Source organism: Mesorhizobium sp. M0045 (assembly GCF_040323385.1).
GTDB lineage: Bacteria > Pseudomonadota > Alphaproteobacteria > Rhizobiales > Rhizobiaceae > Mesorhizobium.
In genome coordinates, this window is sequence record NZ_JAMYUY010000003.1 from 360,628 (window position 1) to 378,931 (window position 18,304).

Genomic DNA, 18,304 nt, shown 5'->3' on the forward strand with positions numbered 1-18,304 from the left:
TGGCAGATGAGCGCGCCGCTGCCCTTGGCGGTGAGATGAGCGCGGCATCCTTCCTGCGGCAAGCTTGCATGGCCGGCAACTGTTCTGGCCGGCTTGTGGCTGGCCTGCTGGCCGCCATCGTGCTGCTCGCCGCAATTGCCATGCCTTGTCCCGCCTTCGCCCATGCAGCGCTGATCAAGGCCGAGCCGGCTGACGGTGCGGTGCTGGGGCAGAGCCCGTCGCAGCTGTCGCTGACTTTCAGCGAGCCGGTTTCGCCGCTGGTGCTGACGCTGGTGCGGCCCGACGGCACGGCGGTCCCGCTGAGCTCCTTCCGGCTCAGCGGCCAGACCGTCGAGATCGACAATCCGCAGGCGCTGAAATCGGGCACGCATGTACTGAGCTGGCGGGTAATCTCCGCCGACGGCCATCCGGTCGGCGGCTCGGTGCTGTTCTCGGTCGGCACACCGAGTGCTGCGCCGGCCGCCTCCGATGCCGTTGACCGGGGGCTTCGAACGGCGATCTGGATCGGCAAGGTTTTTCTGTATATCGGCCTGTTTTTCGGCGTCGGCGGTGCCTTTGCGCAGGCCTGGCTGGCGCAAGGCGGGCGATCCGGCCGGAACATGATCGTCGCTGCGATCCTGTGCGGGTTGGCGGCGGCACCGCTGTCGCTCGGTTTCCAGGGGCTGGATGCGCTCGGTGCACCGCTTGCCCGGCTGGCGCAGCCGGTCATCTGGCAGACCGGGCTCGGCACCAGCTTCGGCTGGACGGTGCTGATCGCGCTGATGGCGCTCGGCCTTGGCCTGTTGTCGCTGGTCGTGCCGCCGGCCGACGCAAAGCCGCTCGCCTTGGCCGGACTGGTTGGCGTCGGCGCAGCACTTGCCGCCAGCGGGCATGCCAGTGCCGCCGAGCCGCAATGGCTGACCCGGCCGATGGTGTTTCTGCACGGGACTGGTATCGCGGTCTGGGCCGGGGCGCTGGCGCCGCTCGGTCTTGCCTTGAAACGGCAGCCGGCCGAAGCCGGGCCATTGCTGCGCCGGTTTTCGCGAGCGATCCTGCCCGTCGTGGCGGTGCTTGCGGCAGCCGGCATCGTGCTCGCCGTCATCCAGGTGCAAACGCCGTCGGCGCTGGTCCATACCGCTTACGGCCGGCTGCTGCTGCTCAAGCTGGTGCTGCTCGTCTTTCTGTTCACGCTCGCCGCCGTCAATCGCTTCAAGCTTACGGCCCCGGCTGAGGCGGGCGAAACGGAAGTCCAGCGGCGGCTGGCCCGCTCGATCTTTATCGAGCTGCTGATCGTGCTGGCGATCTTCGGCGTTGCCGCCGGCTGGCGCTTCACGCCGCCGCCGCGCGCGCTGGCGATCGCCGCGGCACAGCCGGCGTCGGTGCATATCCACACGCTGCAAGCCATGGCCGACCTCAGTATTGCGCCCGGCCATGCCGGGCCTGTTGCCGCTTCGATCTTCATCATGACCGGCGATTTCGGCCCGCTCGACGCCAAGCAGGTGACGCTGGTGCTGTCAAAGCCCGATTCCGGCATCGAACCCATCAAGCGCCCGGCGACGAGGCTTGGCGACGGCACCTGGCGCGTCGACGATCTCGTCATTCCGGTCGCCGGCCGGTGGACGGCGCGGCTCGATATCCTGGTCTCCGATTTCGAGATGGTGAAGATCGAGGCACCGATCGACATCAGGCCGTGACGAGAGCGCTGGTCCACGCAACACAATTCGACGAGGCGGTTGACGCGGCCGCGAACCCCCGTCAATCATCGCCATCAAGAATGGGCGTCCAACCCAATCGCGGGCTCAAAGCAACAAGATCCGAAAGCAGGGAAGAAACAATGGAAAAAGCCGAAATCGGCCTGATCGGCCTTGGCACGATGGGCTCCAACCTGGCGCTCAACATCGCCGAGAAGGGGCACCGCATCGCCGTCTTCAACCGCACGGCGGCGCGCACCGATGCCTTTGTCGAAAATGCCGGCGCGCTCAGGGATAGGGTGGTGCCCTGCTACAGCCTCGAAGAACTGGCCGCCGCGATCCGGCCGCCGCGGCCGATCATCATCATGGTGCTGGCCGGCAAGCCGGTCGACGAGCAGATCGCGGCATTGCGCGGCGTGCTGTCGGCCAACGATATCGTCATCGACGCCGGCAACGCCAATTTCCGTGATACGATGCGGCGCTTCTCGGAGCTTACCGATTCGGGCCTGACCTTCATCGGCATGGGCGTGTCCGGTGGCGAGGAGGGCGCACGCCACGGTCCCTCGATCATGGTCGGCGGCACCGAAGAGTCCTGGAAGCGCGTCGAAAAGGTGCTGACCGCGATCTCGGCCAAGTTCAAGGGCGAGCCTTGCGCGGCGTGGCTTGGCACCGACGGCGCCGGCCATTTCGTCAAGACTATCCACAACGGCATCGAATATGCCGACATGCAAATGATCGCCGAAATCTACGGCATCCTGCGCGACGGCCTGGGCATGGGGCCGAAGGAGATCGGCGAGGTGTTTTCGCAGTGGAACACGGGCCGGCTCAATTCGTACCTGATCGAGATCACCGCCAAGGTGCTGGCCGCCGACGATCCCAAGACCGGCAAACCGGTGGTCGACATCATCCTCGACCGCGCCGGCCAGAAGGGCACCGGCAAATGGTCGGTGATCGAGGCGCAGCAACTCGGCATTCCGGCCACCGCGATCGAAGCCGCGGTGGCGGCACGCGTGCTGTCGTCGATCAAGGACGAGCGGCTGGCCGCCGAAAAGGTCTATGGAGGCGGCGTGAGCAAGATTTCCCGAGACAGGGACGCCCTGCTCGGCGATCTCGAGCTGGCGCTGTTTGCCGGCAAGATAGCCGCCTACGCGCAAGGCTTCGCGGTGATGAGCGGCGCGTCGAAGGAATTCAACTGGAACCTGCCGATGCCGGTCATCGCCAAGATCTGGCGGGCCGGCTGCATCATACGCTCGCAATTGCTGGATACGATGGCGGAGGCCTTCGGCGCCGGCGGTGCGGCCACCAACCTGTTGATGGCGCCGGCTTTCGTCTCGTTGATGCAGGAGGCACATCCGTCGCTTCGCCGGGTCGTGGCAAGGGCGGCCGAAGCCGGCTCGCCGGTGCCGGCCCTGTCATCCGCACTTGCCTATTTCGACAGTTACCGGCAGGGCCGCGGCACTTCGAACCTGATCCAGGCGCAGCGCGATTTCTTCGGCGCACACGGCTTCGAGCGCATCGACGGGCAGGGTGCTTTCCATGGCCCGTGGGGGAGCGGCGCGGCGGGTTAGCGCCCGGTCTCGGCCGTAGAGATCGGCTTCGCAGTTTCTTGAAAGCGGACCTTGCTGGCGATCACGCTGGAGATCGTGGTTGCGCCATCAACGGACATTGATCGAGGGAACCCACGGGCATTTGCCCTCACAGCCAAAAGACGAGCCTATGTCCTGACGAGAGCAAGCCGGCGATCCAAAGCGATGCGCTCTTTAGTCGGGAAGGCCAGCCTTGCGGTAGCCTTCGACGAAGCGCTGGAGCACTTCCTCGTCGTCGAATGGCTGCGATGTCGCCCAGTGCCTGATGCTGAAATGGGGATTGCTCATCATGAAGAACTCCGCCTCCTGACGGGCTTCATCCAGGCGTCCGAGCTGCGCGAGGGCTGCCGCAAGCATGCGCCGCGACGTGGTGCGGTAGGTTTCCGGCTTGCGTAAAGCCTCGACCGCGGATTGATAGTCGCCGAGCGCATAATAGGCTTGGCCCGCCATCCAATGGTACCACCCCGGAGGGCGCGGATTGAGCCGCAACGCCCGCTTCACGAATTCGACGCCCTTGACCGCATCGCCCCTCAAGGTGATGAGATCCGAGCGCATCGCCCAGGCATCGGCATGATTGGGATCGAGCTTGAAAGTCGCCTCGAACTCTGCATCCGATTCCGCGAAACGCCGTTCGTGACCAAGTATGATGCCCAGCACCCACCGGTTCCCGGCATCGTTAGGGTCGAGCGCCACTGCCTGCTGCGCTTCCGCGAGCGAGCGAGGTTGGTTGGTTTCCTTCGGCTCGTTCCAGAACAGCCAGCCGAGCCAAAGATTGAGGGCCAGCAAGCTATGCGCTTCGGCATAGTCGGGATCGAGTCTGATCGCCTTCTCCAGCAGCATGCGCGCTTCCTGCGCGCCTAACCCGGTCTGAAAACTGACGCCGCGGGCTTGTACACAGAGGTCATAGGCTTCGAGACTCGTCGGCCGTTTGCGCGCCGGCTGTCCGGCCAATCGGCCGACCAGGGCTTCGACGATCTTGGCCGTGACCTCGTCCTGCACTGCAAAGATATCCTCGAGGCTGCTGTCGTAGCGCTCGGCCCAGATATGATCGCCGCCGATCGCGTCGATCAGCTGCGCATTGATGCGCACGCGCCCCGCGGCGCGCCGGGCGCTGCCTTCAACCACATAGCGCACCCCAAGATCACGCGCGGCCAAACGCACATCGACCGACCGCCCTTTGTAAGCAAAGGTCGAGTTGCGTGCGATGACGAAGAGGCCGGGGCAGCGAGATAGGTCGGTGATCAGGTCTTCGGTCAAGCCGTCGACAAAGGTTTCCTGCTCCGGATCGTTGCTCATGTTGGTGAAAGGCAAGACCGCGATCGAGGGCTTGTCGGGCAATTCCAGCGATGCCAGTCGCCCGACCTGAGCGGCTCTCGGAAGCTGCAGGTTGACGCGATAGCAGTATATCGGCTCGGCTATGTTCTTCACCCGCTGCTCGCCCATAGGCTCGAACGCAAACGCCAGCTTCTGCCTGACCTCCTTGGACACCTTCTCCGAAACGCAGATGCCACCGGGCTCGGCGAGTTGTTGGAGGCGCGACGCTACATTCACGCCCTCGCCATAGCGATCGTCCCCTTCGACGATCACTTCCCCAAGGTTGATTCCGATCCGAACTTCGAAGCGCTGGTCTTCGGCGACGCTCGCGTTACGTTCCGTCATGCCGCGCTGAAGCGTGACCGCGCATTCGACCGCATCCACCACGCTACCGAACTCCGCCAGCAGGCCGTCTCCCATAAGCTTGAAGATTCGCCCGTGTCGCGTCGCGATTTCCGGCTCGAACAACTCTTTGCGGCCCCGTTTCAGCCGGTCGAAGGTGCCCGCTTCATCCACCTCCATGAGCGCCGAGTAACCGACAACATCAATGGCAAGGATGGCAGCGAGCTTCCGCTCCATGTTGAGCCTCAGTTCAGATTCGCGACACGCCAGGCGCAGGTCAGAGGCAAGTAGGACCGGCGCCTCCGGCGTGCCCTCACCGGCCTCTATACCACAGATCACGCTTCTTGAGAGTATGACTCGCGCGACGCCTTGGCTCTCCTGCGCAGCGCCACTGACGAGCGAGTCCCATCTATCCCTACCGCTTGTTCGCGGCAGTTGCCTCTCAACCGGACCCGTGACCGCTTCGGGTCAGGTCACGACGATGCCCACGCCGACCTAAATGTCCGCAATTAAAGATCTGCGGCCCGGAGCTGCCAATCCGCTTTCGGCCCCAAGATTGACTGTCAGCAACGGGCCGCCAATTCGACCGTTCGCCTACGAACCCTTGCCGCGTGAAGCCGACATCCCTGTTGAGGACGTTAGGCGTTCCGGAACTACGGCAAGAGATCCGTCACAGCGCGCCCACTTCCGTCCATTGCCATAGGGAAGCTGGCATGTTCGTGGATGATTTTCCAAGAACCGCCGATGCGCCTTAGCACGATGGTTCGCCGGCTCCAGGAGTCGACCTCTGTGCCATCCGTCTTAATGCCAGTCATGCGCGACAGCCCGAAGGCCACTGCAAGATCGCCGTCGATCATGAGCTGCGGGTCAGCCATGTGAACGGTGACGCCGTTGCGCCAAGTTGCAAACCAAGCATTTATCCCTTCGATGTCGCGTGCCTGTTCGCCTCTATAGGCAAGCGGCGGCGGCAGATCGAAAACCACGACATCCGGGTCCATGGCATCGACGTTGGCGCGGGCGTCCCCCTTGGCAGTTGCGTCTTCCTGGCCCCGGATGACAGACAAGACTTCCTTTTCAGACATATCGTTGCTCCTTCATTTTCTGGAACGACGAGGCCGGGGCGATCAATCCGACATCGACACTATTCGTAACAAATATGGCCGGTCCAAGCTGCTGTTGCATCGTGGAGAGTGATGAGCCCCTTAGTCCCGAAACGTGACTGCCGCGTGCTCCTACGGCCGCTCTTTGGTGATCTCGTCCCCATATCGGACGGACAGCATTCGGTCCCAAGGTTGCCGTCGGCAGCGCACATTTTCCAGCCAAGTGGAATCACTTGGCGTCGCAGAAATGCGGCGAAGGCAAATAGATGGAGCCCAGTTCAATTTGAACGTATACCGCTCTACTCGGGGCGGCGATAGGCCTGCACTTCGCCTGGCTCGCTCAGGCTTTGCAGGGTGCCGGGTGCGGCGCCGCCGATCCAGCCCAGCACCGAGCGGGCGAGTTCGGCGCCGGCCAGCCGGAAGTTTTCGTTGACGACCAGCAATTCGCTGCGGAACAGGTGCAGAAGCTCCGACGATTGTTTGGACACCACATCGACATCGCGGCCAAGCTTGAGGCCGGCGTCTTCGATGCCGGCGACGATGGCGAGCGTCGCGGCGGCGGCGCTGCTGATGAACCCGTCCGGCCTGACATCGCGGCGCATCAGCTGCGCCGTCCGCATTCTGATCTGCTCGATCGAATGGTCGATCGAAACGGTGTTGAACGGGATCTCGCTGGCGCCGACCTCGCTCAGCGCATCGGCAAAGCCGGCGAGCGTGTGGCCGTGATAGGTCAGCTCGACCGGCGGCGCCAACAGCGCTAGCCGGCGGCGGCCGAGGCCGGCCAGATGGCGCACAGCCTCGGCTGCGAAAGCGTAATTGTCGAAATCGTGATAGGGATGGATCAGCCCCATGTCGGTTCGGCCATGCGTGGCAAAGGGGATGCCGCGCTCCAGCATATAGCGGGCCCTCGGATCGTTCGGCTGCGTGCGCGAAATGATGACGCCGTCGGCTGAACCGGTTTCCACAAGGTAACGGATCGGGTCGAGCGGATCCTGCGAGCGCGAATAGGGCGTCACGATCAAATGGTAGGGCGTGTCGGCGATGACTTCCGAAACGCCGTAGATGATGTCCGAGACAAAGCTCATGATCTCGTGCTCGGTGTTGAGCACCAGGCTGATGACATTGGTCTTGCCGGTGCGCAGGCGGACGCCGGCACGGTTGGGGCGATAGCCGATCTGCTTGGCGACAAGCTGGACGCGCCGCCTGGTCTCGGCGCCGATCTCGGGGGCGTCCTTCAGCGCGCGCGACACGGTGGTGACGCCCAGCCCGGTCATGAAGGCGAGCGTCTTCAGCGTCGGCCGGCCCTGGCCCGACGCGTCGTCGGCCTTCTCTTTTTGATGCCTGTTCATTCGTCCCGCCCCGTCAGGCGCATAACAGTTGCCGGACAGCCCGGCAATCGGCCGGCCGCGGGCACGCCGCGGCCTTCACCGAATGAGACCGCTATATACTGAAACGTTACAGATTGTCACGACCATTGCCACATCACTGGTGACAGATGCAGAATGAGCGGCGCTGCAATCGGCGCAGAACCGCGATTGGAACGGGCTTTTCCGATCTTTTTGGCGTCGCAGCATTCTATTTTGCAGCGCAACCTCTCTGGTTGCGATGCGGCAGGCCAGCGAGCCGCGCGATTTTATTCGCGCTTCGAAAAAACTTGATGCCACCTTCGCCTGAGGGGTTGCGCGCCTCAAGCAATTGCCGTATCGAAAATCTGTAACGTTTCAGATTCTGGGAGGAACGAAATGCGATACCAACTCATGACTGCTGCGCTGGCTGCGACGGTCGCGCTGCAATTTGCCGGCCCGGCGGCCGCGACGGATCTGGAAGTCACCCATTGGTGGACCTCCGGCGGCGAGGCGGCAGCGGTCGCCGAACTCGCCAAGGCTTTCGACGCAACCGGCAATCACTGGGTGGACGGCGCTATCGCCGGTTCCGGCGGCACGGCGCGGCCGATCATGATCAGCCGCATCACTGGCGGCGACCCGATGGGCGCGACCCAGTTCAATCACGGCCGGCAGGCGGAAGAATTGGTGCAGGCCGGGCTGATGCGCGACCTCACCGATCTCGCCACCAAGGAAAAGTGGACGGAAATCGTGCAGCCGAAGAGCCTGCTCGACGGCTGTACCCTCGACGGCAAGATCTATTGCGTGCCGGTCAATATCCACTCCTGGCAGTGGCTGTGGCTGTCGAACGCCGCCTTCAAAAAGGCCGGCGTGCCGGTGCCGAAGAACTGGAATGAATATGTCGCTGCGGCGCCCGCGCTGGAAAAGGCAGGCATCCAGCCGCTTGCGGTCGGCGGCCAGCCCTGGCAGGCCTCCGGCGCTTTCGACGTGCTGCTTGCGGCGGTCGGCGGCACCGACGCCTTCCTCAAGGTCTACAAGGACAAGGACGCCGAATTCGCCGCCGGGCCCGAAGTCGCCAAGGTCTTCAAGGCCGCGGACGACGCCCGCAAGATGGCGAAGAACACCAATGTGCAGGACTGGAACCAGGCCACCAATCTGGTCATCACCGGCAAGGCGGGCGGCCAGATCATGGGTGACTGGGCGCAAGGCGAGTTCCAGGTTGCCGGCCAGACCGCCGGCAAGGACTATACTTGCCTTCCGGGCCTCGGTCTCAACGAGATGATCGCCACCGGCGGCGACGCTTTCTACTTCCCGCTGCTGAAGGATCCCGAAAAATCGAAGGCACAGGAAGTGCTGGCCCACACGCTGCTCGATCCCAAGACGCAGGTCGCCTTCAATCTCAAGAAAGGTTCGCTGCCGGTGCGCGGCGACGTCGACCTCAAGGCGGCGAACGACTGCATGAAGAAGGGGCTCGAAATTCTCGCCAAGGGCAATGTCATGCCCTGGACCGACCAGTTGCTTTCGCAGGATACGCAGAAGCAGAAGGAGGATCTGTTCTCCGAGTTCTTCGCCAAGCAGGACATGACCGTGGAAGATGCGCAGAAGCGCTTCGCCGCCATTGTCGGTTCGGCCGATTGAGCGATCGACCAACCGCCTCACTCCCGCCCCTGCGAGCGCAGGGTCGGGAGCTCGGGTCAAGACCTCTTGACCCTCCGGCCCTTACCCGATCCAGCGCGGCTGTGCAGATGAGCAAGAGCGAACGCCCTAGCCAACTCTTTCGCAACCTCAATGCGAAAGTCGCTTCGATCCCGATGATTTTCACCGCGCTGGTGATTTTTGTCGGCGGCACCCTCTGGACCGTGTTGTATTCCTTCACAAATTCCAAGCTGCTGCCGCGGCTGCACTTCGTCGGTCTCGACCAGTACTATCGGCTGTGGGCGACGCCGCGCTGGCTGATCTCGATCGAGAACCTGCTGATCTACGGCGTGCTGTCGCTGGTGTTCTCGTTGGTCATCGGCTTCCTGCTTGCAGCCCTGCTCGACCAGAAGATTCGGTTCGAGGACACGTTCCGGACCATTTTCCTCTATCCCTTCGCCCTGTCCTTCATCGTCACCGGTCTGGTCTGGCAGTGGCTGCTCAACCCCGAATTCGGTGTCCAGGCAGTGGTGCGCAGCCTCGGCTGGACGAGCTTCAGCTTCAATCCGCTCTATGATTCCAGCATCGTCATCTACGGCATATTGATCGCCGCTCTCTGGCAAGGCACCGGGCTCATCATGTGCCTGATGCTGGCCGGCCTGCGCGGCATCGACGAGGATATCTGGAAGGCCGCGCGGGTCGACGGGATACCGACCTGGAAGACCTATCTGTTCATCATCATACCGATGATGCGGCCGGTCTTCATCACCACGCTGGTCATCGTCGCCTCCAACATCGTTCGCGTCTACGACCTTGTCGTCGCCCAGACCAGCGGCGGGCCCGGCATCGCCTCCGAAGTCCCGGCCAAATATGTCTATGATTACATGTTCTTCGCCCAGAACCTCGGCCAGGGGTTCGCCGCCTCGACGATGATGCTGCTGTCGGTGATCATCGTCATCGTGCCGTGGGCCTATCTCGAGTTCGGAGGCAAGAAGCGTGTCTGACCATACCGTTTCATTGCCCGCCATTGCCGGCGCCGGCGGCCTCGAAGCCTACGGGCCGAGCGGGCCGAAGCCGCGCCACACATTCTCGCGCCGCAACATCTTCCTCTACGGCACGCTGATCGTGGTGGCGCTCTACTATCTTTTGCCGCTCTACGTGATGGTGGTGACATCGCTCAAAGGCATGCCCGAGATACGCCTCGGCAACATCTTCTCGCCGCCGATGGAGATCACTTTCGAGCCGTGGGTCAAGGCCTGGTCGAGCGCCTGCACCGGGCTCAACTGCGACGGGCTGTCGCGTGGCTTCTGGAATTCGGTGCGCATCACCATCCCGTCGGTGATCCTGTCGATCGCGCTCGCCTCGGTGAACGGTTATGCGCTTGCCAACTGGCGCTTCAAAGGCGCCGACACTTTCTTCATCATCCTGATCGTCGGCGCCTTCATCCCCTATCAGGTAATGATCTATCCGATCGTCATCATCCTGCGCGAGGTCGGCCTTTACGGCAGCCTCAGCGGCCTGGTGATCGTCCATTCCATCTTTGGCATGCCGATCCTCACACTTTTGTTCCGCAACTACTTTACCTCCATGCCGGAGGAGCTGTTCCGGGCGGCGCGTGTCGACGGCGCCGGCTTCTGGGGCATTTATTTCCGCATCATGCTGCCGATGTCGCTGCCGATCTTCGTCGTCGCCATCATCCTGCAGGTGACCGGCATCTGGAACGACTTCCTGTTCGGCGTCGTCTACACCCGCCCCGACACCTATCCGATGACGGTGCAGCTCAACAACATCGTCAACTCGGTGCAGGGCGTGAAGGAATACAACGTCAACATGGCAGCCACCATCCTGACCGGCCTGGTGCCGCTAATCGTCTATTTCCTGTCCGGAAAATTGTTTGTGCGCGGCATCGCCGCCGGCGCGGTGAAAGGATGATGGCGATGAACGCAAACGGCAGCATTGCGGCAAACGGCAGCAAGGGGGCAAACGGCACCAGCGTCTCGATCCAGAACCTGTCGCTGAATTTCGGCGCGATATCGGTGCTGCAGACGCTCAACCTTGATGTCGCCGAAGGCGAGTTCATCGTGCTGCTCGGCCCGTCCGGCTGCGGCAAGTCGACCTTGCTCAACTGCATTGCCGGGCTGCTCGACGTTTCCGAAGGCCGCATCTTCATCAAGGGCAAGAACGTCACCTGGGAAGAGCCCAAGGATCGCGGCATCGGCATGGTGTTCCAGTCCTACGCGCTCTATCCGCAGATGACGGTGGAGAAGAACCTGTCGTTCGGACTGCGCGTTGCCGGTCTCGCCAAGGACGAGATCGCCAAGCGCATCGCCCGGGCCGCCGAGATCCTGCAGATCGAAGCGCTCTTGCATCGCAAGCCGGCGGCCCTGTCCGGCGGCCAGCGCCAGCGCGTGGCGATCGGGCGCGCACTTGTGCGCGACGTCGATGTCTTTCTGTTCGATGAGCCGCTCTCCAACCTCGACGCCAAGCTGCGCGCGGAATTGCGCGTCGAGATCAAGCTGCTGCATCGCAAGCTCGAGAACACCATGATCTACGTCACCCACGACCAGATCGAGGCGATGACGCTGGCCGACCGCATCGCGGTGATGAAGGGCGGCGTCATCCAGCAACTCGATGCGCCGCAGACCATCTATAACCGGCCGGTCAACCGGTTTGTCGCCGGCTTCCTCGGCTCGCCGGCAATGAATTTCCTCGACGGCAGGCTGGAGCAGGCGGATGGCGACTGGCACTTCGTCGTCGAGGATGTGCGGATCCCGCTTGCCACCTATGCTTTCGAGAAGGACCCGGTGCCGGGGCCGGCCGTGTTCGGCATCCGCCCCGAGCACGTGGCGTTCAACAGCGGCACGGGATGGCCGTTCGCAGCCACCGCAAATGTCGAGGTCGTCGAGCCCATGGGTTCCGACACGCTGGTCTGGCTGAAACTCGCCGGCCAGAATTTCACGGTACGGGTGACAGCCGAGCGCACGCCAAACAACGCCGAGGCGGTCGGCATCGGTTTCGACCCGATGCGCGCCTCGCTGTTCGACGCCGCCACAGGTAACCGCCTCTAGAGCCTGATTTAGCCTCCCAAGACTCTTCCATTCCCCCCAAGACTCATCCCCCAAGACTCTCATCCCCCCAAAAACTAACCATCCACACGAAACGGACAGAGACGATGAACTGGTCATTCCAACTTTACAGCGCCCGCAATTTCCAGCCCTGGGAGGGCGTGCTCAAAATGCTGGGCGAGCTTGGTTACAGCCAAGTCGAAGGGTTCGGCGGCGTCTATGACGATCCCAAGGCGTTCCGTGCCGAGCTCGACAAGAACGGCCTTGCCATGCCGACCGGGCATTTCTCGATCGACGCGCTCGAGAAGGATTTCGACGGCGTGCGCAGGACGGCCGATGCGCTCGGCATGACGCTGCTCATCTGCCCGTTCCTCAACGCCGAGTTCAGGCCGGCCGACGCGGCCGGCTGGCGCGGCTTCGGCGAACGCCTGGCCAAGGTCGGCGAAACGGCCAGGAAAGCCGGCTATGGTTTTGCCTGGCACAATCATGATTTCGAATTCAAGGCGCTTGCCGACGGCTCGGTGCCGCAGGACCATATCCTGTCTTCCGCACCCGACATCGGCTGGGAGATGGACGTCGCCTGGGTGGTGCGCGGCGGCGTCGATCCGCTGCCCTGGATCGAGAAGCACGGCAAGCGCATCGTTGCCGTCCACGTCAAGGACATGGCCAAGCCGGGCGAAGGCCTCGACGAGGACGGCTGGTCCGACGTCGGCCACGGCACCATCGATTGGCCCGGCCTGATCAAGGCGCTGCGCGCCAAAAGCGCTGCGAAATACTACGTCATGGAACAAGACAATCCCAACGACATCGAGCGCTTCGCCCGCCGCTCCATCGCAGCCGCCAAGACCTATTAGGAGCACATCAGCATGGCAACAAAACTTGGCATCGGCGTGATTGGCTGCGGCAACATCTCGAAGGCGTATTTCTCGCTGGCACCGCTGTTTCGCGGCATCGAGATGCGCGCCTGCGCCGACATCAACATGGAAGCGGCGAAAGCGCGGGCAAAGGAGTTCAAGCTGCGCGCCGAGACTGTCGAGGAGCTGCTCAAGGCCGACGATATCGACATCATCGTCAACCTGACCATTCCGGCGGTGCATTACGAGGTGTCGAAGCAGATCCTCGACGCCGGCAAGCACGTCTATTCGGAGAAGCCCTTCGTGCTGTCGGTCAAGGAAGGGCTCGACCTGAAGAAACGTGCGGAAAGCAAGGGGCTGCGCATCGGCTCTGCCCCCGACACCTTCCTCGGTGGCGCGCACCAGCTTGTCCGCGACCTGATCGACACCGGCAGGCTCGGCAAGGTCACCAGCGGCACCTGTCATGTGATGAGCCATGGCATGGAGCATTGGCACCCCAATCCGGACTTCTTCTTCCAGCCGGGCGCCGGGCCGGTGCTCGACATCGGACCCTATTACATCACCAACCTGATCCAGCTGATCGGGCCGGTGAAGCGGGTCGCCGCCTTCGCTTCGATCCCGATGACGGAACGCATCATCAGCTCGAAGCCGCGCGCCGGCGAAAAGATCCCGGTCTCCACGCCGACGACGATCCATGGCGTGCTGGAATTCGAGAACGGCGCCGTGGTGACGCTCAACACCAGCTGGGATGTCTGGAGCCACGGCCACGCGCCGATGGAGCTCTATGGCGAGGCGGGCACGGTGTTCGTGCCGGATCCGAACTTCTTCGGCGGCGAGGTGCGCTACACCGAAGCCGCCAAGCCGGTGAAGAAGCTGCCGAAATGGCCGCATCCGTTCGGCGTGCCCAACGAGATGCATTCGCAAGGCATGATGGCCAACTACCGCACCGCCGGTTTGGCCGACATGGCGATCGCGATCAGAGAAGGCCGGCCGCACCGCTGCTCGATGGAACTGGCGCTGCATGCCGTCGATGTCATGACCGGCCTGTTGCGTTCGGGCGAGACCGGAAAGTTCGTCGCCATGCAGACCAGCTGCGAGCGGCCGGCGGCACTCGGCGTCAAGGCGGCGAAGGAGCTGCTGGCGAAGAAGAAAACCAAGTAGTCGGCGCACCTCCCAAGCACCGCAAAAAGCCTCTCCCCGTTTGCGCGGGGAGAGGCTAAGGGTGGGCCGGACTCGACTTGCCCGTCATCGCGGCGGCAGCTGTCGGCTCGTTTCGATTTGAGGATTTCCCATGCCCTATGTTCCCGCCGAAAACCGCTACGAAAAGATGGTCTACAATCGCTGCGGGCGGTCCGGCCTGAAGCTGCCGGCGATCTCGCTTGGGCTGTGGCACAATTTCGGCGACGACACGCCGCATAGAACCAAGCAGGCGATCACGCGCAGGGCCTTCGATCTGGGCATCACGCATTTCGATCTCGCCAACAATTACGGCCCGCCGCCCGGCTCGGCGGAGCGGGCGTTCGGCGAGATCCTGCGGACGGACTTTGCCAGTTATCGCGACGAGCTGATCATCTCGACCAAGGCAGGCTACGAAATGTGGGCAGGGCCCTATGGCGAATGGGGCGGCCGCAAATATGTGCTGGCCAGCCTCGACCAGAGCCTGAAGCGGATGGGGCTCGACTATGTCGACATCTTCTATTCGCACCGCTTCGACCCCGACACCCCGCTGGAGGAAACGATGGGCGCACTCGATCACGCGGTGCGCTCGGGCAAGGCACTCTATGCCGGCATTTCCTCCTATAATTCGCAGCGCACCCGCGAGGCCGCCGATATTTTGAAGCAGCTCGGCACGCCTTGCGTGATCCATCAGCCGAGCTATTCGATGCTCAACCGCTGGGTCGAGGATGATGGCCTGCTCGATACGTTGGAGGGGCTTGGCGTCGGCTCGATCGTGTTCTCGCCGCTGGCGCAAGGCATGCTGACCGACAAATATCTCGGCGGCATCCCCGATGGCAGCCGCGCCAGCCAGGGCAAGTCGCTGCGCCCGGCATTCATCAACGACAAATCGATCGCCAATATCGAGGCGCTGAACGTCATCGCCCGTCGCCGCGGCCAGACGTTGGCGCAGATGGCGCTGGCCTGGGTGCTGCGCAGGGGCAGGGTCACATCGGCGCTGATCGGCGCCAGCCGGCCGGAACAGGTCGAGGATTGCGTCGGCGCGCTTGAGGCGCTCGACTTCAGCGATGCCGAGCTCGCCGAGATCGACACCTTTGCCCGCGAGTCGGACATCAACCTCTGGGCGGCATCGGCCGAGCGCAAGGGGCCGCCGAGGAAGTAGGCGACGACCGCATCCGGTCGCCAAACAGCGACGGCTTCCGCGACGCTGAGCATGGAATGGCCGGGCAGCTGGATGGGTATTGCAAGAAGGTCGTTTAGACCGATTCGGGGTTAGGCGATGAATCAGGAAATCCGGCTTTTTGGCGCTATCGCGGTCCGCCCCGCCGTCCTAGCCCTCATACCCCAGTTCGAAACGGCCACAGGATTCACGGTTGCGGTCAGGTGGGAGCTCAATCCGACAGTAAAGAAGCAGATTGAAGCTGGGGAAGCTTTTGACCTCGTCATCACCAATCCGGACCTGGTTCAGGATCTGACTGCCTCGGGAAAGGTCAAGGCGGGGAGCCAGGTGGCGTTTGGCCGGATAGCAATGGGGGTGGCAGCCAAGGCAGGCAGTCGACCGCTCGATATCGCGTCCGTGGAAGCATTCGAACAGGCGTTGAAGAGCGCCAGATCGATCGCCTACGCCAGTGAAGGAACCAGCGGTGGCTACTTCTTCGGTTTGCTGGAACGTTTGGGGATAGCGGATGAGGTGAAGCCCAAGCTGGTGGCCATACCAGGAGGGCAGACAGCGCAAGCCGTGGGCCGTGGGGAAGCCGAGTTGGGGGTCGTTCCCGTGACTTCGATTTTCGCGGCCGCTCCCGAGGTCGTGCTTGTCGGTCGGTTTCCGGCAGAACTCCAAAGTTACGTCGACTTCGCCATTGGCATCAGTGCCGGTTCAACGAACGCAGAAGCTGCCGGGCAGCTGTCGGAATTTCTGATGTCGGCAGCCGTTGACGACATGCTGGCGGCAAAGGGTGTCGAGCGCCGCTAAGAGCGTGCGATGAATCACGCCAGAGGCACGTTGGAGATTTCTCCTCAAACAGGCTCTAACTTTCGGCTGCCTTGATGTTCCGCGCGGCTTGCTCGAGCGTCGCCCTGTCGTTGCCAAGCCTGTCGATCAACTCTTGCGCCTGATCACCGGTTATCCCGGTGCGCATCGCCAGTGCCTCGACCGTCAGAACGTCGGAACTGGCGATCGTTCCAGTGGGACCGTGCTCGGCCGCGTCATCATCAGCCTGACCGGTCGTCGTCTCATCATAGCCAAGCTCTTGCTTCGCCTGCTGCCAATGACGCTCATGCGCGCCATCCGGGCGGCCCTCGCGGATCCAGATTTCATAGGCTCGCTGCCGAATCTTTTCATGCCGATCGTTGTCCATGACGGTTCCTCCCTTGTGGCGTTTTCACCAACGCGGGGAGCGCCGGAACGATCCTATGTTCAGGCCGATTTCGCACACATGCCGGACAAAACCCGGTCTCTCATCGAACAAACACCGGACAGATGCGTTTTGCGGAGGAACCTAGATAGCGGGCCGGCCGTTGAGCCGAACCTGAGCAAAGGAGATTACCATGGCCGACGAACCGAACGAATCCGCAACACCGAAGATGACTCAACGTGAAGCTCAGGAAGCCCTGGAGAAGCAGGTCGCGCAGCTGAAGCGCGAGATCAGCAAGATCAATCGGACCTTGGCCGAACGCGCGGAAGAGGCGATCGAAGACGCCGGCGATTGGTATGACAGCGCTGCCGAGCGCGCCTCGCGGACGGCACAAGCGCTGCGCAACAGGGCGCAGACGGTGTCCGGGGTCGTCCAGGAGAATCCCGGCACAGTATCGTCCGCATTCATACTCGGAGCGGCCCTAGGGGCGCTACTGGGCCTCACCTTGGCCGCCACAGACCAGCGCCGCGATCGCTGGTTCTAGTCCCAACCTAAGGTTCCGGGCAGAAACGGCGGGATTGCTCCCCCCGTCATTCAGCAAATGACGCCGGTCAGGGTGTGTCTGGCTTCTGGGCCGTGCCGAGGGCTTTGGACGCTGCGGGTGCAGGCGCTGCCGTCTTCATCTTCTCCTCGATCCAGCCGGTGTAATTGGCCAGCCGCGTGTAGATGCCGTAGGCGTTCTTGTGGCCGCAGGCGGTGCTGCCGTCGGCCGGACCTTCGCCCCAGCTGACGACGCCAACCTGCACCGGACCATCGGCGCCGGTCATGAACAGCGGTCCGCCGCTGTCGCCATTGCAGGCGTCGCGCTCGCCGCTGGCGGTGCCGGCGCAGATCATGTTGCCGGTCAGCGGATCGGCCATATCAGCAGCAATTGCATTGGCGGCCGCCTCGATGCTCCTTTCCGAGTAACGCATGCGGCGGGCGAGCTCGCCGAGCGCAGCCTTCAAATCACGCGCATAAATCGCCTTGATGCCGTTGTTGCAGGTTGCGTTCGGCTGGAGGTCCAGGTCGGCAACCATCAGCGCGGTGGGAAATGTTCCGTCCTGCATCTTGCCCCAGCCGGTGACCGTGGTCTTGCCGGCGTCGGGGGTCGGCTCACGGGCAATCTTGATGGCCGGGGCATCGGCCGGCTCGGCCAGCCGGATCAGGCCGAGATCGTTGTCCAGCGTCTGCTCGCTGTAGCCCTCGTTGACGATGATTTCTACCGCCTTGTAGCGCTTGCCCTCGCTGAGATCGGTGGCGCCGGTGAGCACGGTGACCACGTCAGGCGAAATCGGCTCGCCGTCGTCGTTGAGGCAGTGCGCCGCCGTCAGCACCCATTGCGGCGCGATCAGGCTGCCGCCGCAGAACTGCGCATTCGCCTGCGAGGCCGGACTTTCGTCCAGTTTGCCGGTGGTCAGCAACGCCACCTGGAACGGATAGGCGCCCTTCTCAGCCTCTTTGCCGCCGTAGACGCGATCGGCGCCGCCGGGGTTCTCCGCCTTGGCTTTTGCCCTGGCCTCGGCCACGCGTTTCATCGGCGAGATCGCCGCCTCCGGCCGGGCGGCCGCGTCCGTGGCATGAACGGAATTGACGACCGGCAAGGCCGCCGCGATGGCAAGCAGCGAGGCTGCAGCAATCGGTCTGAACCTAAGGATGATCTTCACCTCGAGCCCCCTGAGACGATGTTCCGACAGATCAGCCTAGACGCGGGATCCACTGAGAGGGGAACCGACCGGTGAGCCGATCATGCGCCGATGTGGAGCGTGATCCGTCACAAAACCGAGTACCACTTTTGCTAAATCGTGGTGTCGAGCCAAACCCGC

General features: G+C 63.1%; 16 protein-coding genes. 11 read left to right on the forward strand and 5 right to left on the reverse strand.

Annotated features, from left to right (window positions below; all coding sequences use genetic code 11):
• Nucleotides 1-35 precede the first annotated feature (35 nt).
• Both NKJ72_RS06795 and gnd read left to right on the forward strand, forming a co-directional pair.
• Complete coding sequence (locus NKJ72_RS06795) at nt 36-1,673, forward strand: copper resistance CopC/CopD family protein (protein ID WP_352476368.1); 1,638 nt, start codon at nt 36-38, stop codon at nt 1,671-1,673.
• A 140-nt stretch (nt 1,674-1,813) separates the two neighbouring features.
• Nucleotides 1,814-3,238: an NADP-dependent phosphogluconate dehydrogenase gene (gene gnd, locus NKJ72_RS06800; protein ID WP_352476369.1), complete on the forward strand. Its 1,425-nt coding sequence runs from the start codon at nt 1,814-1,816 to the stop codon at nt 3,236-3,238.
• A gap of 192 nt (nt 3,239-3,430) precedes the next feature.
• Here gnd and NKJ72_RS06805 read toward each other — a convergent pair whose 3' ends face one another.
• The 3 genes from NKJ72_RS06805 to NKJ72_RS06815 all read right to left on the reverse strand — a co-directional run bounded on the left by NKJ72_RS06805 (nt 3,431) and on the right by NKJ72_RS06815 (nt 7,361).
• A complete protein-coding gene (locus NKJ72_RS06805; RefSeq protein ID WP_352476370.1) occupies nt 3,431-5,149 on the reverse strand; it encodes an adenylate/guanylate cyclase domain-containing protein in 1,719 nt (572 codons plus the stop codon).
• A gap of 416 nt (nt 5,150-5,565) precedes the next feature.
• Nucleotides 5,566-5,994, reverse strand: coding sequence for a YybH family protein (locus NKJ72_RS06810; RefSeq protein WP_352476371.1), 429 nt, complete (start codon nt 5,992-5,994; stop codon nt 5,566-5,568).
• A gap of 317 nt (nt 5,995-6,311) precedes the next feature.
• On the reverse strand, nt 6,312-7,361 hold the full coding sequence (locus tag NKJ72_RS06815; RefSeq protein ID WP_352476372.1) for a LacI family transcriptional regulator: 1,050 nt from the start codon (nt 7,359-7,361) through the stop codon (nt 6,312-6,314).
• Between the two features lie 393 nt (nt 7,362-7,754).
• Here NKJ72_RS06815 and NKJ72_RS06820 point away from each other — a divergent pair, with 393 nt between their 5' ends.
• The 8 genes from NKJ72_RS06820 (at nt 7,755) to NKJ72_RS06855 (ending at nt 16,057) form a co-directional block, all read left to right on the forward strand.
• Complete coding sequence (locus tag NKJ72_RS06820) at nt 7,755-8,993, forward strand: ABC transporter substrate-binding protein (protein WP_352476373.1); 1,239 nt, start codon at nt 7,755-7,757, stop codon at nt 8,991-8,993.
• A 107-nt stretch (nt 8,994-9,100) separates the two neighbouring features.
• A complete protein-coding gene (locus NKJ72_RS06825) occupies nt 9,101-9,994 on the forward strand; it encodes a carbohydrate ABC transporter permease (protein WP_352476374.1) in 894 nt (297 codons plus the stop codon).
• Nucleotides 9,987-10,922, forward strand: coding sequence for a carbohydrate ABC transporter permease (locus NKJ72_RS06830; protein WP_352476375.1), 936 nt, complete (start codon nt 9,987-9,989; stop codon nt 10,920-10,922). Before NKJ72_RS06825 ends, NKJ72_RS06830 begins: the two co-directional genes overlap by 8 nt.
• 5 nt (nt 10,923-10,927) lie before the next feature.
• Nucleotides 10,928-12,058, forward strand: a complete 1,131-nt coding sequence (locus NKJ72_RS06835) for an ABC transporter ATP-binding protein (protein ID WP_352476376.1) — start codon at nt 10,928-10,930, stop codon at nt 12,056-12,058.
• A gap of 104 nt (nt 12,059-12,162) precedes the next feature.
• Nucleotides 12,163-12,909 carry a sugar phosphate isomerase/epimerase family protein gene (locus tag NKJ72_RS06840; RefSeq protein WP_352476377.1) on the forward strand — a complete coding sequence of 249 codons (747 nt, stop codon included), beginning with the start codon at nt 12,163-12,165 and terminating at the stop codon, nt 12,907-12,909.
• Between the two features lie 12 nt (nt 12,910-12,921).
• Nucleotides 12,922-14,070: a Gfo/Idh/MocA family protein gene (locus tag NKJ72_RS06845; RefSeq protein WP_352476378.1), complete on the forward strand. Its 1,149-nt coding sequence runs from the start codon at nt 12,922-12,924 to the stop codon at nt 14,068-14,070.
• Nucleotides 14,071-14,200: 130 nt separating this feature from the next.
• The gene (mgrA, locus tag NKJ72_RS06850) at nt 14,201-15,247 is read left to right on the forward strand and encodes an L-glyceraldehyde 3-phosphate reductase (protein ID WP_352476379.1); all 1,047 of its coding nucleotides are present in this window, start codon (nt 14,201-14,203) and stop codon (nt 15,245-15,247) included.
• Nucleotides 15,248-15,364: 117 nt separating this feature from the next.
• Complete coding sequence (locus NKJ72_RS06855; protein WP_352476380.1) at nt 15,365-16,057, forward strand: molybdate ABC transporter substrate-binding protein; 693 nt, start codon at nt 15,365-15,367, stop codon at nt 16,055-16,057.
• Between the two features lie 55 nt (nt 16,058-16,112).
• On the opposite strand, the gene NKJ72_RS06860 is transcribed toward NKJ72_RS06855, so the two are convergent.
• Nucleotides 16,113-16,442, reverse strand: a complete 330-nt coding sequence (locus NKJ72_RS06860; protein WP_352476381.1) for a DUF2934 domain-containing protein — start codon at nt 16,440-16,442, stop codon at nt 16,113-16,115.
• A gap of 190 nt (nt 16,443-16,632) precedes the next feature.
• On the opposite strand from NKJ72_RS06860, the gene NKJ72_RS06865 reads away from it, so the two are divergent.
• Nucleotides 16,633-16,983 carry a hypothetical protein gene (locus NKJ72_RS06865; RefSeq protein ID WP_352476382.1) on the forward strand — a complete coding sequence of 117 codons (351 nt, stop codon included), beginning with the start codon at nt 16,633-16,635 and terminating at the stop codon, nt 16,981-16,983.
• Nucleotides 16,984-17,050: 67 nt separating this feature from the next.
• Here the strand turns inward: NKJ72_RS06865 and NKJ72_RS06870 are convergent, their stop codons facing one another.
• On the reverse strand, nt 17,051-18,145 hold the full coding sequence (locus tag NKJ72_RS06870) for a S1 family serine peptidase (protein ID WP_352476383.1): 1,095 nt from the start codon (nt 18,143-18,145) through the stop codon (nt 17,051-17,053).
• Nucleotides 18,146-18,304: the final 159 nt, after the last annotated feature.

Excerpts from the sequence above, each read along its gene's own strand:
- NKJ72_RS06795 (WP_352476368.1), top strand. The coding sequence starts at position 36 with ATGAGCGCGGCATCCTTCCTGCGGCAAGCTTGCATGGCCGGCAACTGT.
- gnd (WP_352476369.1), top strand. The coding sequence starts at position 1,814 with ATGGAAAAAGCCGAAATCGGCCTGATCGGCCTTGGCACGATGGGCTCC.
- NKJ72_RS06805 (WP_352476370.1), bottom strand. The coding sequence starts at position 5,149 with ATGGAGCGGAAGCTCGCTGCCATCCTTGCCATTGATGTTGTCGGTTAC.
- NKJ72_RS06810 (WP_352476371.1), bottom strand. The coding sequence starts at position 5,994 with ATGTCTGAAAAGGAAGTCTTGTCTGTCATCCGGGGCCAGGAAGACGCA.
- NKJ72_RS06815 (WP_352476372.1), bottom strand. The coding sequence starts at position 7,361 with ATGAACAGGCATCAAAAAGAGAAGGCCGACGACGCGTCGGGCCAGGGC.
- NKJ72_RS06820 (WP_352476373.1), top strand. The coding sequence starts at position 7,755 with ATGCGATACCAACTCATGACTGCTGCGCTGGCTGCGACGGTCGCGCTG.
- NKJ72_RS06825 (WP_352476374.1), top strand. The coding sequence starts at position 9,101 with ATGAGCAAGAGCGAACGCCCTAGCCAACTCTTTCGCAACCTCAATGCG.
- NKJ72_RS06835 (WP_352476376.1), top strand. The coding sequence starts at position 10,928 with ATGAACGCAAACGGCAGCATTGCGGCAAACGGCAGCAAGGGGGCAAAC.
- NKJ72_RS06840 (WP_352476377.1), top strand. The coding sequence starts at position 12,163 with ATGAACTGGTCATTCCAACTTTACAGCGCCCGCAATTTCCAGCCCTGG.
- NKJ72_RS06845 (WP_352476378.1), top strand. The coding sequence starts at position 12,922 with ATGGCAACAAAACTTGGCATCGGCGTGATTGGCTGCGGCAACATCTCG.
- mgrA (WP_352476379.1), top strand. The coding sequence starts at position 14,201 with ATGCCCTATGTTCCCGCCGAAAACCGCTACGAAAAGATGGTCTACAAT.
- NKJ72_RS06855 (WP_352476380.1), top strand. The coding sequence starts at position 15,365 with ATGAATCAGGAAATCCGGCTTTTTGGCGCTATCGCGGTCCGCCCCGCC.
- NKJ72_RS06860 (WP_352476381.1), bottom strand. The coding sequence starts at position 16,442 with ATGGACAACGATCGGCATGAAAAGATTCGGCAGCGAGCCTATGAAATC.
- NKJ72_RS06865 (WP_352476382.1), top strand. The coding sequence starts at position 16,633 with ATGGCCGACGAACCGAACGAATCCGCAACACCGAAGATGACTCAACGT.